General features: G+C 63.1%; 22 protein-coding genes, 1 pseudogene and 1 riboswitch. Of the genes and pseudogenes, 9 read left to right on the top strand and 14 right to left on the bottom strand.

Annotated features, from left to right (window positions below):
• Positions 1–168 precede the first annotated feature (168 nt).
• The gene (locus AC07UR_RS07645; protein WP_209789519.1) at positions 169–1,071 is read right to left on the bottom strand and encodes a hypothetical protein; all 903 of its coding nucleotides are present in this window, start codon (positions 1,069–1,071) and stop codon (positions 169–171) included.
• A gap of 485 nt (positions 1,072–1,556) precedes the next feature.
• Here AC07UR_RS07645 and AC07UR_RS07640 point away from each other — a divergent pair, with 485 nt between their 5' ends.
• Positions 1,557–2,057 carry a hypothetical protein gene (locus AC07UR_RS07640; protein ID WP_173421762.1) on the top strand — a complete coding sequence of 167 codons (501 nt, stop codon included), beginning with the start codon at positions 1,557–1,559 and terminating at the stop codon, positions 2,055–2,057.
• A gap of 19 nt (positions 2,058–2,076) precedes the next feature.
• Here AC07UR_RS07640 and AC07UR_RS07635 read toward each other — a convergent pair whose 3' ends face one another.
• The 6 genes from AC07UR_RS07635 to AC07UR_RS07610 all read right to left on the bottom strand — a co-directional run bounded on the left by AC07UR_RS07635 (position 2,077) and on the right by AC07UR_RS07610 (position 8,634).
• The gene (locus AC07UR_RS07635; RefSeq protein ID WP_173421761.1) at positions 2,077–2,787 is read right to left on the bottom strand and encodes a FadR/GntR family transcriptional regulator; all 711 of its coding nucleotides are present in this window, start codon (positions 2,785–2,787) and stop codon (positions 2,077–2,079) included.
• Positions 2,788–2,902: 115 nt separating this feature from the next.
• The gene (locus AC07UR_RS07630; RefSeq protein WP_209789518.1) at positions 2,903–3,811 is read right to left on the bottom strand and encodes a dihydrodipicolinate synthase family protein; all 909 of its coding nucleotides are present in this window, start codon (positions 3,809–3,811) and stop codon (positions 2,903–2,905) included.
• Between the two features lie 12 nt (positions 3,812–3,823).
• Positions 3,824–5,539 (bottom strand): IlvD/Edd family dehydratase, encoded by a 1,716-nt coding sequence (locus AC07UR_RS07625; RefSeq protein ID WP_209789517.1) that lies wholly within the window; start codon positions 5,537–5,539, stop codon positions 3,824–3,826.
• Positions 5,540–5,839: 300 nt separating this feature from the next.
• Positions 5,840–6,616: an SDR family oxidoreductase gene (locus AC07UR_RS07620; RefSeq protein ID WP_173421758.1), complete on the bottom strand. Its 777-nt coding sequence runs from the start codon at positions 6,614–6,616 to the stop codon at positions 5,840–5,842.
• 37 nt (positions 6,617–6,653) lie between these two features.
• The gene (gene dgoD / locus AC07UR_RS07615; RefSeq protein WP_209789516.1) at positions 6,654–7,802 is read right to left on the bottom strand and encodes a galactonate dehydratase; all 1,149 of its coding nucleotides are present in this window, start codon (positions 7,800–7,802) and stop codon (positions 6,654–6,656) included.
• A 70-nt stretch (positions 7,803–7,872) separates the two neighbouring features.
• Complete coding sequence (locus tag AC07UR_RS07610) at positions 7,873–8,634, bottom strand: FadR/GntR family transcriptional regulator (RefSeq protein ID WP_173421756.1); 762 nt, start codon at positions 8,632–8,634, stop codon at positions 7,873–7,875.
• A 198-nt stretch (positions 8,635–8,832) separates the two neighbouring features.
• Between AC07UR_RS07610 and AC07UR_RS07605 the strand changes: the two genes are divergently transcribed.
• The 4 genes from AC07UR_RS07605 (at position 8,833) to AC07UR_RS07590 (ending at position 13,257) form a co-directional block, all read left to right on the top strand.
• Entirely contained in the window at positions 8,833–9,816 is a 984-nt protein-coding gene (locus AC07UR_RS07605; protein WP_209789515.1) for an arabinose ABC transporter substrate-binding protein, read from the top strand.
• 69 nt (positions 9,817–9,885) lie between these two features.
• Positions 9,886–11,412, top strand: coding sequence for an L-arabinose ABC transporter ATP-binding protein AraG (gene araG / locus AC07UR_RS07600; protein WP_209789514.1), 1,527 nt, complete (start codon positions 9,886–9,888; stop codon positions 11,410–11,412).
• Positions 11,413–11,414: 2 nt separating this feature from the next.
• Positions 11,415–12,365: an L-arabinose ABC transporter permease AraH gene (gene araH, locus AC07UR_RS07595; RefSeq protein WP_077501411.1), complete on the top strand. Its 951-nt coding sequence runs from the start codon at positions 11,415–11,417 to the stop codon at positions 12,363–12,365.
• 7 nt (positions 12,366–12,372) lie between these two features.
• The gene (locus tag AC07UR_RS07590; protein WP_173421752.1) at positions 12,373–13,257 is read left to right on the top strand and encodes an aldose 1-epimerase; all 885 of its coding nucleotides are present in this window, start codon (positions 12,373–12,375) and stop codon (positions 13,255–13,257) included.
• 102 nt (positions 13,258–13,359) lie between these two features.
• On the opposite strand, the gene AC07UR_RS07585 is transcribed toward AC07UR_RS07590, so the two are convergent.
• On the bottom strand, positions 13,360–13,971 hold the full coding sequence (locus tag AC07UR_RS07585; protein ID WP_209789513.1) for a glutathione S-transferase family protein: 612 nt from the start codon (positions 13,969–13,971) through the stop codon (positions 13,360–13,362).
• Between the two features lie 76 nt (positions 13,972–14,047).
• On the opposite strand from AC07UR_RS07585, the gene AC07UR_RS07580 reads away from it, so the two are divergent.
• A complete protein-coding gene (locus tag AC07UR_RS07580) occupies positions 14,048–14,764 on the top strand; it encodes a helix-turn-helix transcriptional regulator (protein ID WP_173421750.1) in 717 nt (238 codons plus the stop codon).
• Positions 14,765–14,797: 33 nt separating this feature from the next.
• Here the strand turns inward: AC07UR_RS07580 and AC07UR_RS07575 are convergent.
• From AC07UR_RS07575 to AC07UR_RS07565, 3 genes and pseudogenes are all read right to left on the bottom strand, one after another.
• Positions 14,798–14,986, bottom strand: a pseudogene (locus AC07UR_RS07575) (cupin domain-containing protein); the annotation flags it as partial.
• Between the two features lie 21 nt (positions 14,987–15,007).
• On the bottom strand, positions 15,008–15,130 hold the full coding sequence (locus AC07UR_RS07570) for a hypothetical protein (RefSeq protein ID WP_268833709.1): 123 nt from the start codon (positions 15,128–15,130) through the stop codon (positions 15,008–15,010).
• An 85-nt stretch (positions 15,131–15,215) separates the two neighbouring features.
• Positions 15,216–16,541, bottom strand: a complete 1,326-nt coding sequence (locus AC07UR_RS07565; RefSeq protein ID WP_173421749.1) for a dicarboxylate/amino acid:cation symporter — start codon at positions 16,539–16,541, stop codon at positions 15,216–15,218.
• A 228-nt stretch (positions 16,542–16,769) separates the two neighbouring features.
• Between AC07UR_RS07565 and AC07UR_RS07560 the strand changes: the two genes are divergently transcribed.
• The 3 genes from AC07UR_RS07560 to thiC all read left to right on the top strand — a co-directional run bounded on the left by AC07UR_RS07560 (position 16,770) and on the right by thiC (position 22,128).
• Positions 16,770–18,638, top strand: coding sequence for a sensor histidine kinase (locus AC07UR_RS07560; protein ID WP_173421748.1), 1,869 nt, complete (start codon positions 16,770–16,772; stop codon positions 18,636–18,638).
• Positions 18,639–18,641: 3 nt separating this feature from the next.
• Complete coding sequence (locus tag AC07UR_RS07555; protein WP_209789512.1) at positions 18,642–20,006, top strand: sigma-54-dependent transcriptional regulator; 1,365 nt, start codon at positions 18,642–18,644, stop codon at positions 20,004–20,006.
• 75 nt (positions 20,007–20,081) lie between these two features.
• Positions 20,082–20,213, top strand: a riboswitch (TPP riboswitch).
• A 94-nt stretch (positions 20,214–20,307) separates the two neighbouring features.
• On the top strand, positions 20,308–22,128 hold the full coding sequence (thiC, locus tag AC07UR_RS07550; protein WP_209789511.1) for a phosphomethylpyrimidine synthase ThiC: 1,821 nt from the start codon (positions 20,308–20,310) through the stop codon (positions 22,126–22,128).
• 290 nt (positions 22,129–22,418) lie between these two features.
• On the opposite strand, the gene AC07UR_RS07545 is transcribed toward thiC, so the two are convergent.
• Genes AC07UR_RS07545 through AC07UR_RS07535 form a run of 3 tightly spaced genes read right to left on the bottom strand, consistent with a single transcriptional unit; the run spans position 22,419 to position 26,088 of the window.
• A complete protein-coding gene (locus tag AC07UR_RS07545; RefSeq protein WP_173422260.1) occupies positions 22,419–23,657 on the bottom strand; it encodes a Zn-dependent hydrolase in 1,239 nt (412 codons plus the stop codon).
• Positions 23,658–23,701: 44 nt separating this feature from the next.
• Positions 23,702–24,874 (bottom strand): M20 aminoacylase family protein, encoded by a 1,173-nt coding sequence (locus AC07UR_RS07540; RefSeq protein WP_173421745.1) that lies wholly within the window; start codon positions 24,872–24,874, stop codon positions 23,702–23,704.
• A 5-nt stretch (positions 24,875–24,879) separates the two neighbouring features.
• Positions 24,880–26,088, bottom strand: a complete 1,209-nt coding sequence (locus AC07UR_RS07535; protein ID WP_173421744.1) for a diaminopropionate ammonia-lyase — start codon at positions 26,086–26,088, stop codon at positions 24,880–24,882.
• Positions 26,089–26,107 lie beyond the last annotated feature (19 nt).

The following is a 26,107-nucleotide window of genomic DNA, read 5'->3' as shown; positions in this document are numbered from 1 at the left end:
TAGCGACGCCGAATTAAGCAATAGCCATAGATACTTGGAAAAATTTCCACCAATTTGAACGCTAAAAAGCGGCGCTCGACGTTAACGCAAAAGCAACCTTGGAGGCCGGCAACGGCAGCACACAAACGGCCTGTTTGCGAATGCCGCATGGTGAACGGCTGCGGCCTGCTATGCCGTTCGGGCAACAGCCCAATCGAATGCCTCTTCGAGAGCGGCAAACTTGACCGCCTGCCATCGTCGATAGTCATGCACAAGCGCTGAGGACACCCATAGATCGCCGCGGTTGCCCGGCCTTTGCCAACCGACGATGCCCAGGTCGCGCGCACGCGCAAACACCCGTTGGGCGTGACTTTTCGAAATGATGTAGCGGTTGGTGATCTCGCTGATCCGCAAGGGGCCGATCGTTATTTGCCCCTCAGCAAGCTCCCCCTTGGGCAGGCGCGCAATCAGATCATGGAGAATGTTGCTGCCGGACTCCGTCCAGACGAATGTGGCAACGCTTTCTGGCGGTGAACACCAGCCTGGCTCGCCGAACAGGCGCCGCGTCGCCCTTGGATGTGCGAAATGCATCAGGGATGGCTTGGCAATGGAAAGATCGCAGCGCCTCCCCTTGTCCAACCTGTCGAGCGATCTGAGGTGCCCGTCGAACCACTGACGGATAAGGTCCTCGGCCGTTTCCGACACGATCAGCGGCCGCAGACGCTTGTCGCCCGCCCATTCGGCATCAAGCAACAGCCTGTAGCTTCGCATTTCGGCCAGATGAGCCACGGCCGTATTTCGGCTTGCCACATTGTTGGCGACGAAAAAATCCAAGAGCTTTGCCGCTGTCAGGCCCGAGCGGGTGGGGTCCGTCTTGCGCTCGAAGTGCAAAGTCAGGATTGCCTGGGTGAGAAGCCACTTCTGCAGATTGGCGGTGTAGCGCACGATCCTGGGCGCGATGTCGTGCATCGCGACAAGCCGCAGCGCCACATCGCGCAAGGCTTCGGCAAACTGCTCTCGCTCGAGGATCGCGTCAATCCAGGGAGCAAGAGGGTGTTCGAAAGCACCGTGATGCGAAGGATGAACGTTCACGACCTCCCACCCCACGAGGCAGCCGGATCACCGAGCTCGTTCGTAGCCTTCACGATGGGCCGTCGGCCGGTGTACCGCTGTATAGACGAGCGTGATATGAGCAAAAAAATCGGTGCGATAAACACAATATCGATCCAAAGACGTATGCATGACAATAATTAAGTCGAAGTGACGTTCATGTTGAATACATATACTATGATAGTAACAGTTTCTTTACCAACTTTTAGCGCATACATCCACCGCCTTGGCGAGGCTTTCGCCAGATGAGGTTAATGGCGACACACCGTTGCTCATGGACGCCTGAATGCCGTCATGCGCATAGACGGCTAAGCCGAACCGTCCGGCCGTATGGCTAGAGGCAATACGCTCCGCTGGAAGCGTCAGTACATGACCGCGCGGAACATCCGCCGCGGTTGCGCGTTGCGGCTGGTGATCTGGGCCTTGGCTGGTGTACCATGCCGAGCCTCTGAACGGAGGATTGCGTTATGCTGCGTTGGCTCGTGTTTGCCGCCATGACAACATCGCTTGCCGGCGCCGCCCAGGCGGACGAAGGTGCGTTCCTGAAGTCGCTGCAGGGCAGCTGGACGGGCGCCGGGACAGTCAGAATCCGCACGCATATGTCGCCCATCAACGTTTCCTGCAACTTCGATTCTCAATCGCAGGGCTTGGCGCTGTCGATGGAGGGCGTCTGCCGCGGGTTGATCCTGATCTCAAAATCGATCGATGCCCAACTGAAATTCAGCGGCACGAAATACAGCGGGTCGTATCTCGGCCCGCGTGGCGGACGCGCGGGCCTGAGCGGCAGCCGTCGCGGTGATGCCATCAACCTCACCATTCGCTGGGCAAAGGAAGTCAACGGCGACCGCAGCGCCGATCTGACGCTACAGAAAGTTGGCGCCAACGGCATGCGGCTGACGACTGTTGATGTCGACCCGGAATCCGGTGACAGGGTCGTCACCAGCGAGATCAACCTGCACCGAAAATGATGCCGTGACTGGGTCCTGGTTACGGCTGTGCGGATAGGAAATTGCGCTGGTAGGTGGCGTTCAACAGTGTTTCCGCCGCCGTTTCTGCCGTTGCCGCATTGCGCGCTTCAATCGCTTCGACGATCGCCTCGTGCATCTTGAGGGAGTGCTGCAATCCACCAAACGTCCTGAGCGTGCGGGGAATACTGATTGTCAGCGCCGTGCGAATGACCGCTGAGACGGGCAGAAGAAAGCGATTGTGCGCCGCCTGGATGATTTCCAGGTGGAAATCGATGTCAGCTTCAATCGCGGCAGAAACCGTCGCGTGGTCTTCCGTCATGCGGGCATAGGCCGCGCGGATGCGCTCAAGCTCATCCGCCGACCCACGGCGAGCGGCAAGCCCCGCTGCCATCGGCTCTATCGCCAGGCGGATCTCGAACAGTTCCTCGGCGAGTTGCTGCTGGTCATCCGCGCCCTCGTGCCAGGAGAGCACCACCGGATCGAGCGTGTTCCAATGCTCCGGCGCGCGGACACGGGTGCCCAGGCGCGGCTTGGCCTCGATGAAGCCCTTGGTCGACAGGATCTTCAGCGCCTCGCGCAAGGTCGTCCGGCTGACGCGCAGATTGCCCAGCATCTCGGACTCCTTGGGCAGGATCTCGCCGGGCTTGAGTTCGCCGAGCGCAATCCGCCGGCCGATTTCCGCCGCGATCTGTGCGGGCAAGCCCCGGTCTCCGATCGTAAATGTCGTCATCAGCCGTCCGTTTCCGAAATCCCGGCGCGCACTTTGGCGCGATTCGACCCCTTGCTACCATAGCCGTCGCCACGCCCCAACAACGGGCGGTCGGCCCCTGGCATGGCGATAACGCCTATTCCTCGCCGAGCCGGCCAAGCTCTTCGGCAAAACGCTCAACCATCGCCAGGCCGGTCGCCGTCGGCCGCAGCGCCGGCGCACGGTCGAACACGGGCAGGCCGGCGCGTTCACCAAAGAGACGTTTGCCGTAGCACATCAGGTTCTCGATCCCCTGCATGGTGAACACCACGGCCGGCAGCATGTCGCGATAGGCCGCGTCCGCCTCCTCGTCCCAGCCGTCGCGATAGAACTCGTAAGCCCTGACGGCATGGTCGATGCAGTCGGGCGCAAGAATGAAGCCGCGGCATCCGGCCCGCAGGTTGTCGATGAGTTCGAGACCGGCCCGGCCGTTGAAAACCGGCAGTCTTCCCTCGGTAACCTCGATCAGCGCGGCGATATCGACCACCGGTCCCTCGCCCTTGATCAGCGTAATGTTCGGATGCTGGCGGACCAACTCTGCAATATCGGTTGCGGTCAGTCCCCTCCCCATGAAGGCCGGCGCATTCTGGATCGCGACAGGTACGTCGATCGCATCGGCGACACGGCCGAAGAAGCGGATATACTCCTGGGCGGAGAACTGGCCGACGATCGGCGGCTGCAGGATCAGCCAGTCGGCGCCAGCGCCAACGGCATGGCGCGCCTGACGGACCTGCTCCTCGACCGAAGGACCGAAGATGGTGAGCGCCACCGGCACTTTGCCGGCCGTGTCTTCAACCAGCCATTCCATCACCGCCATGCGTTCGGCCTCGCTCAATTTCGAGGCTTCGGTTGCAAGGCCGAGGGCCGCCATGCCATGCACGCCGGCATCAAGACAGACCTCAGTCTGGCGCCGCATGGCTCCGCGATCGAGCTTTTCGTCGCCGTCAAACAGCGCGTAGAGGATGGCGTGGATGCCGTGCAGGTCAGCGGGGTCGAACCGGGACATCGCCGCTCCTCCTCAGTGGCTTTCGCGCGGCACGGCGTGCCCGCGACAACCGACGAGGAAATCGAGATCAGCGCCGCGATCGGCCTGCATCACCCGTTCGACATAAAGGCCCTGGTAACCGCCCGGCATGGCGACCTCAGGCGGCGTCCACAGCTGCCGGCGGCGAGCAAGCTCCGCCTCGTCGACATCGAGGTGCAGCCGGCGCCCGGCGACGTCGAGTTCGATCCAGTCGCCGTCCCTGACCAACGCCAAGGCACCACCAACGGCCGCCTCCGGCGCGACATGCAGCACGACGGTGCCAAAGGCAGTGCCGGACATGCGGGCGTCGGAAATGCGCACCATGTCGCGCACGCCCTGCTTCAGGAGCTTTTGCGGCAGCGCCATGTTGCCAACCTCGGCCATGCCTGGATAGCCCTTGGGACCGCAGTTCTTCAGAACCATGATCGAGGTCTCGTCGATATCGAGGTCGGGATCGTCGATGCGTTGCTTGTAGTGGTCGATCGTTTCGAAGACGACCGCGGGGCCGCGATGCTGCATCAGGCCCGGCGTTGCCGCCGAGGGCTTCAGGATCGCCCCCTGGGGCGCGAGATTACCCTTCAGGACGGCGATACCGCCCTGCTGCGTCAACGCAACGGCGCGCGGCAGGATGACATCGGGATTGTAGTTTTCCGCATCCGCGATGTTTTCCCCGACGCTCTTGCCCGTCACCGTCGGGTTGTCGAGATCGAGCAGGTCGGCGATTTCCTTCATGACGGCGGGAAGGCCGCCGGCATAACAGAAGTCCTCCATCAGGAATGTGCCCGAAGGCATGAGATTGAGGATCGTCGGGATGTCCCGGCCGAACCTGTCCCAATCCTCGAGCGTCAGTTCCGTCCCCACGCGTCCGGCGATCGCCAGAAGATGCACGACAGCGTTGGTGGAACCGCCGATGGCACCGTTGACGCGGATGGCATTGGCAAAGGCTTCCCGCGTCAGGATATGCGACGGGCGCAGGTCCTCGGCAACCATCGCGACGATCCGCCGACCGGAGAGCCGCGCCAGGCGCGCGCGATGAGCGTCGACCGCGGGATAGGCCGCGTTGCCGGGTAGAGCCAGCCCCAAGGCTTCGGCCATCGACGCCATGGTCGAGGCGGTGCCCATGGTCATGCAATGACCTGGTGAGCGCGACATTGCGCTTTCCGCCGCCATGAATTCGGCCGGCGTCATGACGCCGGCCCGCACATCCTCGGAAAACTTCCAGACATCCGTACCCGAGCCGATGGTCCTGCCCTTCAGTCGGCCGTTCAGCATCGGCCCGCCGGAAACGACGATTGCCGGCAGATCGCAAGAGGCGGCCCCCATGACGAGCGACGGCGTGGTCTTGTCGCAGCCGGCCATCAGCACGACGCCGTCGATCGGGTTGCCGCGGATCGCCTCTTCCACATCCATGGAGGCGAGGTTGCGAAAGAGCATGGCGGTCGGACGCAGATTGGACTCGCCGCAGGAAAACACCGGAAATTCCAGCGGCAGGCCACCCGCCTCCAGCACGCCCGCCTTGATGTGTTCGACCAGGCCGCGAAAGTGGGCGTTGCAAGGTGTGAGTTCGGAGAACGTGTTGCAGATGCCGATGACCGGGCGTCCATCGAAGGCGTCATCCGGCAGGCCGTTGTTCTTCATCCAGCTGCGATGAATGAAACCATCCTTGTCTAGCCCTCCGAACCAATGCTGCGATCTCAGTTTTCTCGACATGTCCACTCCCCCGCCGTGCGCCCGCCCTCCGAGTGGCGTGTCGCGCTTTTTATTTCTCATATAATCGGAGTTATTCGCGGTCAAGCGTCAAACCGCACAACAAGCCGGCTTGCTCGCCTGTTCGAAAAGCGGGAGCAGCGATCGAGAAGTTGAAGGTTAGGCAGGATGAGGAGGTGAGAGCCGCGGTAAGCGCGCAGGGCGCTGCCGGCCCGGCATCAAACGGCGGCCGGCGAGGAACGCCAACCACCGCGCAGCGCAGTGATTGGCGAATGCAATTCAGACCAGACCTGCCGGTCTGGCTCAGGGATGGTGCAGGACGCTCAAGCCGCCGTCGACGGTCAGGCAGGTGGCGTTGATGAAGGTGCATTCGTCCGACACCAGGAACAGTGCGGCGCGGGCGATCTCGTCAGCCGTGGCGATGCGGCCGCTCGGATGCAGTTTCATCGTCTCGGCCTCGGCAGCGACCGGGTCCGGGAAGCTGTTCCAGTATTCGACAGCCTTCTGCGTCAGCACGTACCCCGGCGCAAGGGCGTTCACCCGGATCCCCTTTGAAGCGTATTCGATGCCGAGCGACTTGGTCATGCCGAGAAGCGCATGTTTCGCCACCGGATAAGGGAAAGTGTGCGGGATAATGGTGAAGGCATGGGTGGACGCGATATTGAGGATGACGCCGCCGCCATCCTCGATCATGCCCGGCAGCACGGCCCGGCTGCAGTTCCACGCCCCCTTGAGATTGACGTCGAAGCAGCGCTGCCAGTCGGCGTCACTCAACGCCAGTGGTTCAGAAAAGACGTTGATGCCGGCATTGTTGACGAGCGCATTCGGGCGCCCGATCGTGTTTTCGGCCTGACCGATGGCTTCGGCAATCCCGTCGGCGTCGGTAATGTCTGATGTCGTCGAGGCGACCGTGCCGCCAGCCGCCTTGAGCCTTGCTGTCTCCTGGTCGAGCAGCGGTCCATCGCGATCGATCAGAAAGAGGCTGGCGCCTTCCTTCAGAAATTCCTCCGCCATGGCGAGGCCAATGCCCTGCGCTGCCCCGGTGATGACGATGCGCTTGCCAGCAAGCCGCTTGCTCATGCCTGTTCCCTCTCTATCCGATCAGTCGGCGCGGCCGTTACCACTCGGCGACGCTGCCATCCTCATGACGCCAGATCGGGTTGCGCCAGCGGTGGCCTTCCTTGGCGCGCTCGATGACATAGGCCTCGTCGACCTCGACGCCGAGGCCAGGGCCCTGCGGGATCGAGACGAAGCCGTCCTCATAGTGGAAGACATCCTTGTTGGAGACGTAGTCGAGAATGTCGTTAGCCTCGTTGTAGTGAATGCCGAGGCTCTGCTCCTGGATGAAGGCGTTGTAGCTGATGGCGTCGATCTGCAGGCAGGCGGCAAGTGCGATTGGCCCGAGCGGGCAATGGGGCGCCAGCGCCACGTCATAGGCTTCGGCCATCGACGCGATCTTGCGGCATTCCGTGATCCCGCCGGCATGGGAAAGGTCGGGCTGGATGATGTCGACATAACCGTCCGCCAGCACCGACTTGAAGTCCCAGCGCGAATAGAGCCGTTCGCCGAGCGCGATCGGCGTCGAGCAATGGTTGGCGATCTCCTTCAGCGCCTCGCGGTTTTCCGAAAGCACCGGCTCCTCGATGAACATCAGCTTGAACTGCTCGAGTTCCTTGGCCAGCACCTTAGCCATCGGCCGGTGCACCCGGCCGTGGAAATCGACGCCGATGCCGATATTCGGTCCGATCGCATCACGAATGATACCGATCGTTTCCACCGCCTTGTCGATCTTCTCGTTGGTGTCGACGATCTGCAGTTCCTCGCAGCCGTTGAGCTTGATCGCCTTGAAGCCGCGCGCCACCACGTCCTTGGCGTTGCGCGCAACGTCGCTCGGGCGGTCGCCACCGATCCAGGAATAGACCTTGATCTTGTCGCGGCATTGGCCGCCGAGCAACGAATGCACGGGTTGACCCAGCGCCTTGCCCTTGATGTCCCAGAGCGCCTGGTCGATGCCGGCAAGCGCGCTCATATGGATGGCGCCGCCGCGGTAGAAACCGCCGCGATACATCACGTTCCAATGATCCTCGATCAGGAACGGGTCCTTGCCGACGAGATAGTCGGCAAGCTCGTGCACGGCCGCCTCGACGGTCAGTGCCCGGCCCTCGACGACGGGTTCGCCCCAGCCGACGATGCCCTCGTCGGTCTCCACTTTGAGAAACAGCCAGCGCGGCGGGACGATATAGGTCGTGAGCTTGGTGATCTTCATGGAATGATGTCCGGTTCGGTGAGGATAGCGTGTCGTGACCAGCCGTGCGCGTGCATGACGGCGGAAATTTTCAGAGAACGGGTTTCGCGGGGCTGTGCTGCTTGACCGCCGTCGCCAGGTCGCGCGCGGCAAGATCGAGCATGCGCGTCGAGCAATCGCGCGCCGCCGCCTTGTCGCGCATGCGCAGCGCCTCGACCAGTTCGCGGTGGATGTCGATCGCTTCGTCGCGCCGTTCGGCGGCTTCGTTGGAAGCGTGCAGCGAAAACTTCAGCGCCGCCTGGATGATGCCGACCAGCTGCAGAAAAACCTGGTTGTGGCTGGCCTTGAGCAGGCACGTGTGGAAGGCAACGTCGGCATCGGTGAAGCCGGCGACATCGCGCTCGCCGTCACGCATCGCCTGCCAGGCGCGCTCGAGATCGGCGATTTCCTGAACGGTCGCGCGCTCCGCGGCGAATTCGGCCGCAACCGGCTCGATCGCCCGGCGCGCTTCCAGAATGCAGTTCAACAGGTCGAATTCGAAGATGCGCTCGCCGATCCATTCGAGCACCTGGGCATCGAGGATGTTCCACTCGTCCTTGCCGCAAACGACCGTGCCGACCCGCGAGCGGCCACGCACCATGCCCTTCGATTCCAGGATCTTCAGCGATTCGCGAATGACGGTTCGGCTGACGCCGTAGCGCTCACAAAGATCATTTTCCCGCGGCAGATAGGAGCCGACAGGAAAGATATCGGCGCAGATATCGGAAGCGATCGTCCGCGTCACGTTCTTCTGGACGCGCGGCCGGCGCTGTACTTGCTCCGCGGCCACGGCCTGCGGCTCCTGTCCTTCCATCTGCATCTCCACCCATCCCTTTCAGTTCCGCCGACGCTTTTATCCCAGATCACCTTTCCTCGCGACAGGGATCCGGGAGCACTTCAGCAATAGTTATACATCACTATCTCAATCATCATACAAAGGCAATTGACGGATATGATGATTCATCATACACAAAAGGCAACTGCAGGAGGCAGTTCACCAGGGAGAGAAATCATGCGCTTCTTCAAAGCCGCCATCTTGGCTGGCACCGTCGCCGTATTCGCCGCAACCTCGGCCTTCGCCGCCGACGTCAAGATCGGCTTCATCGTCAAGCAGCCCGAGGAGCCGTGGTTCCAGGACGAGTGGAAGTTTGCCGACGTCGCCGCCAAGGAAAAGGGCTTCACGCTGGTCAAGATCGGCGCCGAAGATGGCGAGAAGGTTCAGTCGGCGATCGACAACCTCGGCGCCCAGGGCGCGCAGGGCTTCATCATCTGCACGCCTGACGTCAAGCTCGGCCCCGGCATCATCGCAAAGGCTGAAGCCAACGACCTCAAGCTGATGACGGTCGACGATCGCCTCGTCAACGCCGACGGCAGCCCGATCGAGAGCGTGCCGCATATGGGCATCTCGGCCACCAAGATCGGTGAAGCCGTCGGTCAGTCGATCGTCGACGAGATCAAGAAGCGCGGCTGGGACATGAAGGACGTCGGCGCCATCCGCGTTTCCTACGACCAGTTGCCGACCGCCGTCGACCGCGTCGAAGGCGCGCTCTCGGTGCTGAAAGCCAACGGCTTCCCGGAAGCCAACATCTTCGACGCGCCGCAGGCAAAGACCGACACGGAAGCCGCGCTTAACGCCTCTACCGTCGTGCTCAACAAGAACGCCGGCATCAAGAAGTGGGTCGCCGTCGGCCTCAATGACGAAGCGGTGCTCGGCGCGGTGCGCGCCACCGAGACTGTCGGCATCGCTCCCGACAGCATGATCGGCGTCGGCATCGGTGGTGCGGACTCGGCGATCAACGAGTTCAAGAAGCCAGCCGCCACCGGCTTCTTCGGCACCGTGATCATCTCGCCGAAGCGCCACGGCTACGAGACCGCGCTCAACATGTATGAGTGGGTCGCCAACGGCAAGGAGCCGGAAAAGCTGACGCTGACCGCCGGCCAGATCGCGCTGCGCGACACCTACGAGGCCGTTCGCAAGGATCTCGGCATCGAGTAATCCTCGTCTTCGATGACTTGAGCCCGGCGGCTTGTCTCCGCCGGGCGCCCCATTTCCGGAGCGTCGCAGATGCAAGACTTCCTCGAATTCCGAACCATCTCCAAGGGCTATCCCGGCGTTCAGGCGCTGTCGAACGTCTCGTTCTCGGTGAAAAAAGGCGCCGTGCACGGATTGATGGGCGAAAACGGCGCCGGCAAGTCGACGCTGATCCGCGTTCTCTCCGGCGACCAGTCTGCTGACACCGGTGAAATCCTGATCGACGGCGCGCAGCAGCATTACCGCTCGGTGCGCGACGCCTTCCATGCCGGCGTCATCGTCATTCACCAGGAACTGCAGCTCGTGCCGGAGCTGACGGTCGCCGAAAACCTCTGGCTCGGACGTTTTCCCGGAAAGGCCGGCGTCATCGATCGCCAGCAACTGACCGGAGTCGTCTCGAAGAAGCTTGCCGAGATCGGCATCGACGTCGATCCCGCCGTCAAGGTCGCCTCGCTTTCGATCGGCGAGCGGCAGATGGTGGAAATCGCCAAGGCGGTCATGCTCGACGCCCGGGTGATCGCGCTCGACGAGCCGACGTCGTCGCTCTCCTCCAGGGAAAGCGAGATCCTCTTTGCCCTCATCGACAGGCTGCGCGCCAACGGCACCGTCATTCTCTACGTCTCCCATCGCCTCGACGAGATTTTTCGTCTGTGCGACAGCCTGACTGTGCTGCGCGATGGGAAGCTTGCTGCACACCACCCTGATATTTCGAAGGTGACGCGCGACCAGATCATTTCCGAAATGGTCGGCCGCGAGATCGCCAATATCTGGGGCTGGCGCGAGCGCAGCCTCGGGCAAGAGCGGCTGCACGTCGAAGGCATTTCGGGACCTAAGCTTCGTCAGCCGATAAACTTTTCCGTTCGGCGCGGCGAGATCCTCGGCTTCTTCGGGCTGATCGGTGCCGGCCGCAGCGAAATGGCTCGCCTGGTCTATGGCGCTGATGCCCGCAGCAGCGGAACGGTCTCTGTCGACGGCACCTTGATCCAGGCGGACAGTCCGCCACACTCCATCCGCTCCGGCATCGTGCTCTGCCCGGAAGACCGCAAGTTCGACGGCATCGTCCAGGGACGCTCGATCGAGGAGAACATGACGATCTCCTCGCGCCGCCACTTCTCGCCCTTCGGCATCATCAACCCGAAGAAGGAGGGCGCGCTTGCCGACAAGTTCATCGCCAAGCTGCGCGTGCGCACGCCGTCGCGCCGCCAGGACATCATCAATCTCTCGGGCGGCAACCAGCAGAAAGTGATCCTCGGCCGTTGGCTGTCGGAAGAGGGCGTCAAGGTGCTCGTCATCGACGAGCCGACGCGCGGCATCGATGTCGGCGCCAAGTCGGAAATCTACGAAATCCTCTACGAACTGGCCGCCGAGGGCATGGCGATCGTGGTGATCTCCAGCGAGCTGCCCGAAGTCATGGGCATCGCCGATCGCATCATGGTCATGTGCGAAGGCCGGGTCGCCGCCGACATTCCACGGGCGGATTTCGACGAGCGGCGCATTCTCGCAGCAGCCCTACCGGACGTTCAAAACGCCAACACTCCTTCTCACGCACAGGCACGGTGACGATGACCTCCTTGAAAAAACTTCTTCTCGGCGAACAGGGACTCGTCGTCATCTTCGCGCTGGCCTTTCTCGTCGTTTCGCTGACGGTTCCCAACTTCCTGACCGAGCGCAACATGCTCGGCCTGCTGCAGTCGGTCGTCACCATCGGCATCGTCGCCTGCACCATGATGTTCTGCCTCGCCTCGCGCGACTTCGACCTTTCCGTCGGCTCGACGGTCGCCTTTTCCGGCATGGTCGCGGTGATGGCGTCGAACGCGACCGGCTCGATCCTGCTCGGCCTTGTTGCCGCGCTCATCTGCGGCGGTCTCGTCGGCACGGTCAACGGTGTCGTCATCGCCCGCTTCCGCATCAACGCGCTCATCACGACGCTTGCCACCATGCAGATCGTGCGCGGCCTGGCGCTGATCGCCTCCGACGGCCGCGCCGTCGGCATCAACGATCCGAGCTTCTACCAGCTGGCACTCTCGCGCTTCCTCGGCATCCCGACACCGATCTGGGTCATGGCGCTGTTCTTCGTCGCCTTCGGCTTCCTGTTGAACCGCACCGTCTTCGGCAAGAACACGCTGGCGATCGGCGGCAACCCGGAGGCATCGCGGCTTGCGGGTGTCGATGTCGCGCGCATGCGCATCTGGATTTTCGCCTTGCAGGGCCTCGTCTGCGCCGTTGCCGGCGTGCTGCTCGCCTCGCGCATCACCTCGGGCCAGCCGAACGCGGCGACGGGCCTTGAGCTTTCCGTCATCTCGGCCTGCGTCCTTGGGGGCGTGTCGCTTGCCGGCGGCCGTGCCGCGATGACCGGCGTGATCGTCGGCGTGCTGATCATGGGCATCGCCGAGAACGTCATGAACCTGCTCAACATCCAGGCCTTCTACCAATATGTCGTGCGCGGCCTGATCCTGCTGCTCGCCGTGCTGCTCGACAACCTGCGCTCGTCGGCGGCAGGACGGCGGGCTTAGCTGCCCTATGTCCGGGGACATACTGCGGCTCAACAACGGTGCGCTTTCGATCGAGTTGAGCCGCTTCGGCGGCTCAATCCTCTCCGGCACCTATCGCGGGATCCCGATCTTTCGTCCTGCACGAACCAATGGTCTCGCGTCTCAGCGCCATGGCACTGAGGCAAGCTTTCCGCTAGTTCCCTTCGGCAACAGGCTGGAGGGCAACGCTTTCACTCTCGCCGGACAGCGCCATGCACTCACCCGGAATGCCGCCGATGCCTATTATCTGCATGGCGACGGCTGGCTGGCGACGTGGGAGGCGGTCTCGCACAGCGAAACCTCAGCATGCCTGCGCTATCAACATGGCGCTGTAGCGCCGAGCCCCTATGCCTATGATGCACTTCAGCATTTCAGCATTATCGGCGACCGCATAACTATCACGCTTTCCGTGACCAATAGGTCGGCCTTCGCGCTGCCGATGGGCATCGGGCACCATCCCTTCTTTCCGAAAACCGCCGGCACACGGCTGACGGCGATAGCCGAACGCTTCTGGACCGAACGAGCCGGCCACCTACCCGATCAGCCCGGTCCGATCCCGGGCGAGCTGGATTTCAAGGGAGGCAATCGGATCCCGCCGCGATGGCTGAACAATGCCTATGAGGACTGGGACGGCAAGGCTGTGATCGAGTGGCCGGAGCATGATCTCTGCCTGGAAATCGAAGCGGGGCCGCCCTTTCGCCACTTCATGCTCTACACGCCTGAGGACGCCGACTTCTTCTGCTTCGAGCCGATGACACATCTGCCGAACGGCCATCATCTTCCTGGCCTCGGCGGTTTTTCCGTTGTTCCGAGCGGCCAAAGCCTTTCCGGCACGATGACGCTCACGCCGCGCCTGATTTCGGAAGGGCGTTGAAGGGGAACGGCGCGCCTGATCAGCCGGCTCGAATACCAGAGCGCCGTGCGTCACAATCGACACGCGGCACCTTGGCGGATAGTCGCTCGTTCGTCTCGCTGCCTACGCGGCAACCTGCTGCGACGCATCGAAGTCCGCCGCCCACTGCACCGATGGGCGCGCGGCGCAGCGCTCGATCCAGGCCTTGACGGCCGGCACGTCGGGCGTTGCTTCCGGGTACCATGCAAAAGGCGAATAGAGCAGCAAGTCGGCAGCGGAGAATCCGTCGCCCATCAGATAGGGGCTCGCAGTGAGCGCCGTCTCCAAATGATCCGCCATCTCCTTGGAACCACGGAACGTGGCCTGCAGATAGGGATGCGAAAGGCCGGCCGCTTCGGCGATCAACACCGGCTCGAGCACGCCGGCATACCAGGCAAGCCAGCTCAGATAGCGGCCGCGCTTGGGGTCGCCGGCAAGCGGCGCGAGTTTCTTTTCCGGAAACAGATCGGTCAGGTACTGGATGATGGCGATGCTTTCCCAGATGACGACGCCGTCATGCACGAGCAGCGGCACCTTGCCATCCGGATGCGGGTTCTTCGGATCCTTCGCTCCGCTGCCGTCGCCGCGGGTGATGTCAACGATGACAATGTTGACCTTGTCGAGCGCATCCAGCTCGCGAAGCAGCGAGATGATGCGCGAGGAGCGGGAACGCGGAGCGTGATAGAGCGTCAACATGGAAAGGACCTCGATTGCGGTTTCTGTCTGCCCTCTTTATAGATCAACCCAACTGTCAATTTCCGTCAGTAGGGTCATGGCACGCAGCGATCGTCTCTTTCGTCTTCTCCAGGCGCTTCGCAGCCTGCCGCAGCCGGTCACCGCGGCGCGGCTGGCGGAAGAGACCGGCGTATCGCTGCGCTCGCTCTATCGCGACATCGACAGCCTGCGCGCGGCCGGTGCCGTGATCGACGGCGAGCGCGGCTTCGGTTATCGCCTGACGGAAGATATCGCCCTTCCGCCCCAGACCTTCACGCGCCTTGAAATCGAAGCGCTTGTGCTGGGGCTCGGCGAAGTCCGCCACATGGGCGAGCCAGAGCTCGCACGCGCTGCTGCAGCTGTGCTTTCGAAGATAACTGCCACTCTGCCCGACCGGTTGCAGCAGCAGACCATCCATGCGGTCTCGCAGGTTCATCGTTTCGAACAGAGGGCCGTGCCGGATATCGACGTCGGCCTGTTACGCGAAGCCTGCTGGCAGGAGCAAGCCATCGTCATCGACTATGTCGACGCCGGGGGACAACACAGCGAACGGCGCGTGCTGCCGCTTGGCATCGTCTATCTCGAACAGGTTCTTGTGCTGCTCGGCTGGTGTTGCCTGCGCCAGGATTTCCGCAAGTTTCGCATCGATCGCATCGCCGAAGTCAGGACGACGGACGAGAGCTTCCGGCCGCGACGCGTACCGATGCTGCGCGACTTCATCGCCCGGATGAATGCCGGGACACCGGACGCGGCGCCGGCCCACCGCAAGGGATAGGCCGACCCCGCCGATACCGCATTGGCGCGGCGCTCAGTAATCCGGCGCCACGCCGAAGACGGGCTCAACCTGCTCGCCCGACATGTTGTCGTACTGATGGTCGGTTCCGGCCGGAATGTAGAAGCCGTCGCGCGGGTTGAGTTCGAACCAGGCCTGACCTTCCGCGTCGGGCACATGGATGTTGAGCGTGCCCGAAACGACATGGAGGCATTTGTCGCCCTTGTGGCGCTCGACGCCGGTGGGTTATTCCGCAAGCGGCGTCGTCTTGCCGACGGTGAGCTGGTCGGTGGCGCAGTAGAGACCGGTGAAGGCGCCCTGCGTTGCCGGATCGAGGCTCCAGAGCAGGTCGGCAACCCTGCGCGGCAATCCCACAAACGAAAAAGGCGTACCCCACCCGAAGGTGGAGCACGCCTTGCCGCACCGAAATGCGGTCTTGCCCTGGGAGGCAGCTTTATTCGGCGGGCTGCAGGCCCTGAACGGAACCTTCCGGCAGCGCCCGGCCGCCAAGGGTTGCGGCAAGCTGGGTCTCGTCCAGTTCGCCTTCCCATTTCGCCACGACGATGGTCGCAACCGCATTGCCGACGAAGTTGGTGAGTGCCCGGCATTCCGACATGAAACGGTCGATGCCGAGGATCAGCGCCATGCCGGCGACCGGCACCGCCGGAACCACCGAAAGGGTGGCCGCAAGCGTGATAAAGCCGGCGCCGGTGATGCCGGCCGCCCCCTTGGAGCTCAGCATCGCCACCAGCAGCAAGAGCACCTGATCGCCGAGCGACAGCGGAATGTCGGTCGCCTGGGCGATGAAGAGCGCGGCCAGCGTCATGTAGATATTGGTGCCGTCGAGGTTGAAGGAATAGCCGGTCGGGATCACCAGCCCGACGACGGAACGCTTGCAGCCGGCCTTCTCCATCTTGTTCATCAGGCCCGGAAGGGCTGCTTCCGACGAAGAAGTGCCGAGAACCAGAAGCAACTCTTCTTTGATGTAGCGGATGAGCGCGACGATCGAGAAGCCGTTGTAGCGGGCGACCGCTCCGAGCACGACGAAGACGAAGAGCAACGAGGTGACGTAGAAGGTGCCGATCAGCATGGCGAGATTGGCGATCGAGCCGACGCCATACTTTCCAATGGTAAAGGCCATGGCGCCGAAGGCGCCGATCGGTGCCGCCTTCATCAGGATCGCGACCAGCTTGAAGATCGGCAGCGTCAGCGCATGCAGGAAGTCGACGACGGGCTCGGCCTTCTTGCCGACCATGGCAAGCGCTAGGCCGAACAGCACCGAGATGAACAGCACCTGCAGGATGTCGCCCTCGGCAAACGCGCCGACAAGCGTCGTCGGGATGATGTTCATCAGGAAGCCGGTGATCGACTGCTCATGCGCCTTTTCGGCATAGGAGGTGACCGCCTTGACGTCGAGCGAGGCTGGATCGATGTGCATGCCGGCGCCCGGCTGTACGACATTGGCAACGATCAGGCCGATGATCAGCGCGAGCGTCGAGAACGTCAGGAAGTAGATCATCGCCTTGCCGGCGACCCGCCCGACCTTGGCGAGATCGGTCATGCCGGCAATGCCGGTGGCGACCGTCAGGAAGATGACGGGGGCGATGATCATCTTCACCAGCCGGATGAAGGCGTCGCCAAGCGGCTTCAGCTGCGTGCCGATCTCGGGGTAGAAATGGCCGAGCAGGATGCCCGCTGCGATCGCCGCCAGGACCTGCACATAGAGATGACGATAGAAGGGTGTCTTGCCGCGCGGTTCCGCGGATTGGTCGATAATCATGATATCCTCCACTAGACCCAGTCCGGCGTCATGCCGGGCCTCCCGGGCCAATTTCCGAAGCGCGACAGCTCGAGCTGTCATGAGGATGTCATTTGCAATGGGCGTGCCAGATTGCAGAGTGAGGAAGCAAGCCGTTGAAATACCAGGAAACTTTAGGAATAGACTGAGAGGACACACGAATATTTGAGCGGATATCCGCACAGATGATCTGGAAATCTGGGCGGAATAATGCACAATTCCACCATGTCCATGCCAAACTTCGTCCCACTGAAGCCTGCGGATCTCGACCGGCATATGCGCCGCGCCTGGCTGATTTTCGCCGCGGTGGCAGCACTGCTGTTGGCAGCCGGGCTTTTTGTCGCCGGCGAATATGGGCGAAAGAAGGCGCTCGAGACCGTCGATATCCAGAGCCGCATCGACGCCAATCTCAAGGCGTCGCTGCTGCGCGCCGTGCTGGAGCGCCAGCGTGCACTGCCCCTGGTTCTGGCGGATGATGTCGAAGTGAAGTCCGCCCTGGAAAAAGGCGGCGACCAGCCGCTGCAGCGGCTCAACCAAAAGCTGGAGGCGCTCGCCGCCAACACGGACGCGGCGGTGATCTACGCGATCGGCCTCGACGGCGTGGCGATTGCGGCGAGCAACTGGCGCGAACCGACCAGCTTCGTCGGCAATGACTACGCGTTCCGGGAATATTTCCGCATGGCGATGCGCGACGGCAAGGCCGAGCATTTCGCCATGGGCAATGTCAGCAAAAGGCCCGGTCTTTACATCTCCAGACGGGTCGACGGACCCGCCGGCCCGATCGGCGTTGTGGTCGCGAAACTCGAATTCGATGGAGTCGAGGCCGACTGGCTCGCCTCCGGCAAGCCAGTCTATGTCACCGACAGGCGCGGCATCGTGCTGATTACCAGCTTCCCGTCCTGGCGGTTCATGACGACTCGCAACATCCCCGGGGATCGTCTTGCCGCCATCCGCGAGAGCCTGCAGTTCGGCGATGCATCCCTTTTGCCCCTGCCGTTCCGCCGGATCGAGCCGACAAGCGACGGATCAAGCATGCTGACAGCGCTCCTGCCCGGTAGCAGCGAGAAGCAATTCCTGAGGGTCGAGACGATGGTGCCCTCGACCAGCTGGCGGCTGGAGCAACTGGCGCCGCTGGATGCCGCTTTGAGCGCAGCGAGTCGCGAAGCACGGCTGCTGGCGCTGGCTGCCCTCGTGCCGCTGCTGGCGCTTGCCGCATTTCTCCTTCGCCGGCGTCAGTCGTTGACGCTTGTCGCGGCCAACGAGCGCGCCGCCCGCGATGAACTGGAGCGTCGCGTCACCGAGCGCACGCAGGATCTCAGCCTCGCCCGCGATCACCTCGAAACCGAAATCGCCGACCACCGGCGCACCGGCGAAAAGCTGCAGGCGGTGCAACAAGAACTGGTCCAGGCCAACCGATTGGCAATCCTCGGGCAGGTGGCGGCCGGCGTTGCCCACGAGATCAACCAGCCGGTCGCGACCATCCGCGCCTATGCCGACAATGCCCGCACCTTCCTCGACCGCGGACAGAAGGAAACCGCGGTCGAAAACCTCAAAAGCATTGCGGCGCTGACCGAGCGTGTCGGCACCATCACCGACGAGTTGCGCAGCTTTGCGCGCAAGGGCCGTTTCGTTGCCGAGCCGACGGCGGTGCGCGAGGTGATCGAAGGCGCGCGGATGCTGCTGCGCAGCCGCTTTGCCGGTCGCATGGACGCGATCGTCATCGACCTGCCCGACAACGGGCTCAGTGTGCTCGGCAACCGTATCCGCCTGGAGCAGGTGCTGATCAACCTCTTGCAGAATGCTCTGGAAGCCCTCGGCGATCGGCCGGATGCCGAGATCCATGTCCGTTGCGAAACTGGTCCCAACGATACTGTTTTGCTTGTTGTCGCCGACAATGGTCCGGGCATAAGGCCCGATATCCTTGAAGACTTGTTCACGCCGTTCAACACCTCCAAGGATCAGGGTCTCGGACTCGGCCTTGCCATTTCCAAGGAGATCGTCGTCGACTACGGCGGCGACATCGACGTCAAGACCGGGCCTGAGGGCACCGTCTTCATCGTGCGACTGAAGAGGGCCTGAGCGATGCAGCAATCCGTATGCCTCGTTGACGACGACAGCGACCTGCGCAAGGCGATGAAGCAGACGCTCGAGCTTGCCGGCCTGAGCGTGACAGACTTTCCCGGTGCGGCGGATGCGCTCGCCGTGCTCGGCCCCGACTTCGGCGGTATCGTCATCAGCGATATTCGCATGCCGGGGATCGATGGCCTCACATTGTTTCGCCGGGTCGCCGGCTTCGACCCCGACCTTCCCGTCATCCTGGTCACCGGCCACGGCGATATTCCGATGGCCGTGCAGGCCCTTAAGGACGGCGTCTATGACTTCATTCCGAAACCCTTTGCTGCCGACCGTCTTGTGCAAAGCGCGCGCCGCGCGCTCGAAAAACGCCGACTGGTGATGGAGAACCGCGCGCTGAAGCGCGCGGCCGAAACGGCGGGCGAAAGCCTGCCGCTGATCGGCCAGACGCCGGTCATGGAACGGCTGCGCCAGACCTTGCGACATATCGCCGACACCGATGTCGATGTGCTCGTCGCCGGCGAGACCGGCAGCGGCAAGGAAGTGGTGGCGACGCTGCTGCACAACTGGAGCCGGCGCCGGGATGGGAATTTCGTGGCGCTGAATTGCGGCGCACTGCCGGAAACGGTGATCGAAAGCGAACTTTTCGGCCACGAACAGGGCGCCTTTACCGGTGCGCTGAAGAAGCGCATCGGCCGCATCGAGCATGCGAGCGGCGGCACGCTTTTCCTCGACGAGATCGAGGCGATGCCGCCGGCAACGCAGGTCAAGATGCTGCGCGTGCTGGAAGCCCGCGAAATCACCCCGCTTGGCACCAACGTGGTGCGCCCTGTCGATATCCGCGTCATCGCCGCCGCCAAGATCGATCTCGGCGATCCGGCCCAGCGCGGCGACTTTCGCGAGGATCTCTATTTCCGGCTGAACGTCGTAACCCTGTCGATCCCGCCGCTGCGCGAGCGCCACGACGACATCCCGCTGCTGTTCTCGCATTTCCTGACGCGGGCGGCGGAGCGGTTCAAGCGCGACGTTCCTGATATCTCGCCAGCGGTGCGCCACCATCTAATGTCGCATTCCTGGCCTGGCAATGTGCGCGAGCTCTCGCATTTCGCCGAACGCGTCGCCCTTGGCGTCGAGGGTCCCCTCGGACAAGCGACCGCCAGCCCGACAGCATCCGCTGCCGCCCTTCCCGAGCGGCTTGAGCGCTACGAAGCGGAGATTTTGAAGGAGGCGCTGCGGGCGCAGCGCGGCGACGTCAAGGCGACGATCGAGGTGCTCGGCATTCCGCGCAAGACCTTCTACGACAAGCTGCAGCGGCACGGCATCAATCGTGCGGATTATGCCGAGCGCCCGGCATCCGAAAAGCCCGGTCGCTAGCGCGCGATCAACAGGCGAAGGACACAACCGCCGGATTAGCGCTTGACGGCGCATCCGGATCGATGGCTTTCTTAAGGCATTCACCAGGGGGGTCCCGTCAAGGGGCTGAGATTCTGCTGGTCGGATCGGCTTGGCCGACCGAGGCGCAGTGACCCGTTGAACCTGATCCAGTTCATACTGGCGTAGGGACGGTGCAGACATCGACGCCACGATTCCGTCCTTCGCACGGAATTTCGGGCGAACCTGTCTTTTCCTTCCGGCTTCAGAACTGGGTCTCCAACCGCAAACTTGGAGCCTCATCATGAATATTGCCACCAAACCCGCAGGCCTCTCCGTCACCAAAGGCCCGCTTTCCGCTTCGAAGAAGGTCTATAAATCCGGCGCGATCCACCCTGAAATCCGCGTGCCGATGCGCGAAATCGCCCTGCACCCGACATCGGGCGAGCCGCCGGTCACGGTCTATGATGCCTCCGGGCCATACACCGTCGAAGACGTAAACATCCGCATCGAGGACGGGCTGCCGAGACCGCGGCGCAACTGGATCATCGCGCGCGGCGATGTCGAGGCCTATGACGGTCGTTGCGTCCGGCCCGAGGATAACGGTTTTGCCAGCGGCGACCGGCTGACACCGACCTTCCCCTTCCGTCATGCACCGCTGCGGGCAACCGGAAGGCGCGCCGTGACGCAGCTTGCCTATGCGCGCGCCGGCATCATCACGCCGGAAATGGAGTTTGTCGCCATCCGCGAAAACATCGGTCGCGACGCTGCGCGTGCCACGGCGCGCGACGGCGAAAGCTTCGGCGCCCATATCCCTGACCACGTCACACCGGAATTCGTCCGCCAGGAGATCGCCAGCGGCCGCGCCGTACTGCCGGCCAACATCAACCACCCGGAATCCGAGCCGATGATCATTGGCCGGAATTTCCTGGTGAAGATCAACGCCAATATCGGCAACTCCGCCGTCACCTCCTCGATGGCCGAGGAAGTCGAGAAAATGGTCTGGGCGACGCGTTGGGGCGCCGACACTGTCATGGATCTGTCGACCGGGCGCAACATCCACAACATCCGCGAATGGATCATCCGCAATTCGCCCGTGCCGATCGGCACCGTGCCGCTCTATCAGGCACTCGAAAAGGTCAACGGCATCGCCGAGGATCTGACCTGGGAGGTCTATCGCGACACGCTGATCGAACAGGCGGAACAAGGCGTCGACTACTTCACCATCCATGCCGGTGTCCGGCTTCACTATATCCCGTTGACGGTCGATCGCGTCACCGGCATCGTCTCGCGCGGCGGCTCGATCATGGCCAAGTGGTGCCTGCATCACCACAAGGAGAGCTTTCTCTACGAGCACTTTGCCGAGATCTGCGACATCTGCCGCGCCTATGACGTGTCGTTCTCGCTCGGAGATGGCCTGCGCCCGGGCTCGATTGCGGACGCCAACGACGCGGCGCAATTTTCCGAGCTGGAAACGCTGGGCGAACTGACGAAGATCGCCTGGGCCAGGGATTGCCAGGTGATGATCGAAGGCCCCGGCCACGTGCCGATGCACAAAATCAAGGAGAACATGGACAAGCAGCTCGCGGTCTGCGGCGAGGCGCCATTCTATACGCTTGGGCCGCTCACGACCGATATCGCGCCCGGCTACGACCACATCACGTCCGGCATCGGGGCGGCTATGATCGGCTGGTTTGGCACCGCCATGCTCTGCTACGTGACGCCGAAGGAGCATCTGGGGCTTCCCGACCGAAACGACGTAAAGACCGGGGTGATCACCTACAAGATCGCCGCCCACGCCGCCGACCTCGCCAAGGGGCACCCGGCCGCGCGCACCCGCGACGACGCCCTGTCGCGCGCTCGTTTCGAATTCCGCTGGGAAGATCAGTTCAACCTGTCGCTCGATCCGGAGACGGCACGCGCCTTCCACGATGAGACCTTGCCGAAGGAGGCGCACAAGGTCGCGCATTTCTGCTCGATGTGCGGCCCGAAATTCTGCTCGATGCGGATCTCGCACGACATCCGCGCCGAGGCGCAGAAAGAAGGGTTTCAGGCGATGGCGGCGAAGTATCGTGAGGGCGGCGACCTCTATATACCGGTGGAGGCAGTTGTGGCCGAAGGATAGCGACGACGGCGGAAGGGTCGGCGAAGGTCGATTGTGGTGCGTCTTTCTGAACGCAAGGCGCACCAGCACCCGTGAGCTTGCAAACTTTGAATGCTGCCGCTCCCCTCTACTCGGTCATGCTCGGGCTTGACCCGAGCATCCACACCCCCTGCGCTCAATTTCTCGACATCCAGCCGCAGAGGTGGCAGCTGGATGCTCGGGTCAAGCCCGAGCATGACGGGCGTGGGTGGCGCGACTACCTCCACCCGACCACCAATCCAACATGCCATTCACGAACGCTGTCCTCCGATCTATCGACCGCTGGCGATCCGCTTGACCACGTCGAGCAGAACATTGGCGCCGGCGATGAGGTCGGCCGGATCCGTGTGCTCGCGCGGATTGTGGCTGATGCCGTCGCGACTTGGAACGAAGATCATCGCCGCCGGCGCGATGCGGGCGATCATCTGGGCATCGTGGCCGGCACCGGAGGTCATCCGCCGGCTCTTCAATCCGCGGGCGCCCGCCGACGCCTCGATCATCTGCACTATGGCGCGATCGAAGGCCACCGGCTCGAAGCGCGCCAACCGTTCAACCGTTGCCGTCACGCCCTCCTCCGCAATGATCACCCGCAATTCCGCTGCAAGTGCCGCTTCAAGCGCCTGCAGACGCTCCTCGTCCGGGTCACGCAGGTCCACGGTAAAAACTGCGCGCGAGGGGATGACGTTGATCGCGTCCGGCTCGAAGCGCATGGTGCCGATCGTCGCGACACTCGGCGCGTTCGATCGCGCGATATGATCGCGCAGGAACAGCCCGACACGGGCGGCGGCAAGGCCCGCATCGCACCGCATCGCCATCGGCGTGGTGCCGGCATGATTGGCAACACCCTCTATAGTCACGCGCTGCCACGAAATCCCCTGCAGGTTTTCGACGGCGCCGATGGCGATTGCCTCGCGCTCCAGCACCGGTCCCTGCTCGATATGCAGTTCGACATAGGCATGAGGCTTCAGGAAGCCAGGCTCGACAGCGCCGGCATAGCCGATGCGCGCCAATTCCGATCCGAGCAACGTGCCATCGGTTCCCACCGTCGCAAGCGCTTCCTCGATGTCGAGGCCGCCGACATGGACGAGCGAGCCCAGCATATCGGGCGCGTAGCGCACGCCCTCTTCGTTGGTAAAAGCGGCGACGGCGATCGGCCGCGCGGGTTCAAAACCCTGCTCCTTCAAAGTCTCGATCACTTCGAGCCCAGCCAGTACGCCGTAGCAGCCGTCATAGACGCCGGCATTGATAACGGTGTCGATATGCGAGCCCAGCATCAACGGCGATTGCCCGGCGTTGTCCTCACTTTGCCAGATGCCGAAGACGTTGCCGATCCGATCGATGACGACCTCGAGACCTGCGACCTCCAGCCAACCGACAAGACGATCCCGCCCCTGCTTCTCGCTGTCGGACGCCGCAAGCCGGGTCAACTGGCCCCGATCGTCGCGCCCGATTGTGCCAAGGTCCTGGATATGTGCCAGCAGACGCTCGGCATTGATGGAAGGGTGAGGCATGTCGATGTCGCCTTTGAAGGTGCTGATTTTGGGGACGACGACAGTCATTGGCCGACATCCGGAAAGGCCAGTCGCTGCCGGGTGATTTCGGCGTGGAACCGGGCGCCGAAGATCAGGGCATCGTCATTGAAGTCATACGTGGGATTGTGCAACGGCGCGGACTCCTTGCCATTGCCGATAAAGACGAAGCAGCCCGGAACATGGGCAAGAAACCGCGCAAAATCCTCCGAGCCGGTCATCGGTTCGGCAGCCACGCCGACATTCTCCGCCCCGAAAACCACATCGGCGGCCGCGAACGCATGGTCGACGAGCGCGGGATCGTTGAGGAGCGGCACGAATTCACGCGTATAGTTCACCTCGACCTCGCAGCCGTAGGCATCCGCGGTACCCCTGGCGATCGTGCGCATCTGCTGCTCGATCTTGGCACTGACCTCGGGCCGAAAGCTGCGGGCGTCGCCGAGGATGCGGGCAAGGCCCGGAAGCGCGTTGCGGGTGCCGTCCGTGATCACTTCCGTCACCGAAACGACGGCGATATCGGCCGGAGAGAGCCTTCGCGAGACGATGGTCTGCAGATTGACCACCGTCGCGCAGGCCGCAACCAGGGTCTCGTTGCCGAAGTGAGGCCGGGCCGCATGGCCCCCGACACCCTTGAGTGTGATTTCGAAATTGTCCTCGGCCGACATGATGGCGCCCGGACGCGTTTCGAACTTGCCGACGGCAAGACCCGGCATGTTGTGCAGGCCATAGATCTCGTCGAAGGGAAAGCGCTCCATCAAGCCGTCGGCGAGCATGGCAAGCGCCCCCTTGCCCCATTCCTCAGCCGGCTGGAAGACGAAGTGTACTGTGCCGTCGAAACCGCCCTCCTCGGCGAGCAGCTTCGCCGCGCCGAGCAGCATTGCCGTGTGGCCGTCATGACCGCAGGCGTGCATCGTGCCCGGCCGGGTTGAGCAATAGGCAGCAGTCCCCTGCTCCGTTATGCGCAACGCGTCCATGTCGGCGCGCAGGGCGATGGCGCGGTTTCCCGTTCCACGTCGCAGCGTGCCGACAACGCCGGTGCCGCCGATCCCTTCGGCGACCTCGTCGAGGCCGAACGCGCGCAGCTTGGCGGCAACAAAGGCGGCCGTTCGTTTTTCTTCAAAGCCGAATTCCGGATGAGCGTGCAGATCGCGGCGCCATGCCGTCATATCCGCCACAAGCCTGTCGTTCGTGCTTGTCATTCGCATCACACCCTTTCCACGCTCAAGGCCCCTGCGACCTCAGCGGGTGCGAGACCGACCAGGTCTTCATACCGCTCCGGATCCGTGGCGCCTTCTGTATTGATCACCAGGATCCGCGAACTGGCATCGAGGCCGAGGGCAGCACGCATGTTCCGGTCTCCGGCGACCGTGACAAGGCCGGCCAGACCGACACCGCCGCTTTCGCCGGCAACGATTGCCGGATCGCTGCCTTTCGGGCGCGCCAGACGGTTCATGATCGAAACGGCATCCTCCTCCTCGACGGTCATGAAGGCGCAGGCAACGCGCGAAAGAATACGCCAGGCGACAAGCGACGGCTCGTAGCATTCGAGCATGGCCATGACGGTCGGCTCGCCATGCGCCACCTTCACCGGATGCCCGGCCTTTGCCGTTTCCAGGAGGCAGGCGGCGCGCGCAGGCTCGACGACGACGAAGCGGGGTCGCGCCTTGCCGTAGCGCAGGGCCAGATGGCCGGCCGTTGCCGCCGCAATGCCACCGACGCCTGCCTGGACGAAGACATGGGTCGGCGGTGTCCCGATCTCCCTCAAGGCCTCGCACAGGAGCGCCATGTAGCCCTGCATCACCAGTCCGGGAATATACTCGTAGCCCGGCCAGGACGTGTCCGAGACAACCGTCCATCCGCGCTCGTCACAGGCCCTTGCGGCAAACTCGACCGAGTCGTCATAGGTTCCCTCGACGCGGACGATCTCAGCTCCATAGTCGGCGATAGCGTCGATGCGTTTCTGACTGACGCCGGCATGCACAAAGATCACCGATTTCGCGCCCACAAGCTGCGCACCCATCGCAACCGACCGACCGTGGTTGCCGTCCGTGGCGCAACCGAACGTCATCTCTCGGGCAACCGCGCGAACATCGTCACGCGCCAGGTCGTCGATGTCGACGTCCCGGCCGGTCTGCTTTCGAGCCTCGTCAAGCACCAGACGGATTACCGCGTACGATCCGCCGAGCGCCTTGAAGCTGCCAAGCCCGAGCCGATGGCCCTCGTCCTTGACCAGGATCGCGCCGACGTCGAGCTCGCCCGCGAGCGCCGGCAGGGAATGAAGCGGTGTCGGCCGGTGGTTATCGCGGCGCGAAAGCTGACGCTCGACCTCGGCGGCAGCGGCAATTGAAAGCATTTCGGCATCTTCCGGAAGCAGCGGCGATCCGAAGTCGGCATGATGGTTGCGAATAAGCATGCGGGGCAGTCTCCCTGTT

The sequence above is a fragment of the Ensifer sp. GW821-FHT05G01 genome, assembly GCF_059419585.1.
This window is presented reverse-complemented; position numbering and strand designations above follow the sequence as displayed.

Bases quoted from the DNA above. Each gene is read 5' to 3' on its own strand.
- AC07UR_RS07560 (WP_173421748.1), top strand. From the start codon at position 16,770: ATGCACAATTCCACCATGTCCATGCCAAACTTCGTCCCACTGAAGCCT.
- AC07UR_RS07620 (WP_173421758.1), bottom strand. From the start codon at position 6,616: ATGAGCAAGCGGCTTGCTGGCAAGCGCATCGTCATCACCGGGGCAGCG.
- AC07UR_RS07535 (WP_173421744.1), bottom strand. From the start codon at position 26,088: ATGCTTATTCGCAACCATCATGCCGACTTCGGATCGCCGCTGCTTCCG.
- thiC (WP_209789511.1), top strand. From the start codon at position 20,308: ATGAATATTGCCACCAAACCCGCAGGCCTCTCCGTCACCAAAGGCCCG.
- AC07UR_RS07545 (WP_173422260.1), bottom strand. From the start codon at position 23,657: ATGCCTCACCCTTCCATCAATGCCGAGCGTCTGCTGGCACATATCCAG.
- AC07UR_RS07610 (WP_173421756.1), bottom strand. From the start codon at position 8,634: ATGGAAGGACAGGAGCCGCAGGCCGTGGCCGCGGAGCAAGTACAGCGC.
- AC07UR_RS07540 (WP_173421745.1), bottom strand. From the start codon at position 24,874: ATGACAAGCACGAACGACAGGCTTGTGGCGGATATGACGGCATGGCGC.
- AC07UR_RS07625 (WP_209789517.1), bottom strand. From the start codon at position 5,539: ATGTCGAGAAAACTGAGATCGCAGCATTGGTTCGGAGGGCTAGACAAG.
- araH (WP_077501411.1), top strand. From the start codon at position 11,415: ATGACCTCCTTGAAAAAACTTCTTCTCGGCGAACAGGGACTCGTCGTC.
- AC07UR_RS07580 (WP_173421750.1), top strand. From the start codon at position 14,048: ATGGCACGCAGCGATCGTCTCTTTCGTCTTCTCCAGGCGCTTCGCAGC.
- AC07UR_RS07640 (WP_173421762.1), top strand. From the start codon at position 1,557: ATGCTGCGTTGGCTCGTGTTTGCCGCCATGACAACATCGCTTGCCGGC.
- AC07UR_RS07635 (WP_173421761.1), bottom strand. From the start codon at position 2,787: ATGACGACATTTACGATCGGAGACCGGGGCTTGCCCGCACAGATCGCG.
- AC07UR_RS07630 (WP_209789518.1), bottom strand. From the start codon at position 3,811: ATGTCCCGGTTCGACCCCGCTGACCTGCACGGCATCCACGCCATCCTC.
- araG (WP_209789514.1), top strand. From the start codon at position 9,886: ATGCAAGACTTCCTCGAATTCCGAACCATCTCCAAGGGCTATCCCGGC.
- AC07UR_RS07590 (WP_173421752.1), top strand. From the start codon at position 12,373: ATGTCCGGGGACATACTGCGGCTCAACAACGGTGCGCTTTCGATCGAG.
- dgoD (WP_209789516.1), bottom strand. From the start codon at position 7,802: ATGAAGATCACCAAGCTCACGACCTATATCGTCCCGCCGCGCTGGCTG.
- AC07UR_RS07555 (WP_209789512.1), top strand. From the start codon at position 18,642: ATGCAGCAATCCGTATGCCTCGTTGACGACGACAGCGACCTGCGCAAG.
- AC07UR_RS07565 (WP_173421749.1), bottom strand. From the start codon at position 16,541: ATGATTATCGACCAATCCGCGGAACCGCGCGGCAAGACACCCTTCTAT.
- AC07UR_RS07605 (WP_209789515.1), top strand. From the start codon at position 8,833: ATGCGCTTCTTCAAAGCCGCCATCTTGGCTGGCACCGTCGCCGTATTC.
- AC07UR_RS07585 (WP_209789513.1), bottom strand. From the start codon at position 13,971: ATGTTGACGCTCTATCACGCTCCGCGTTCCCGCTCCTCGCGCATCATC.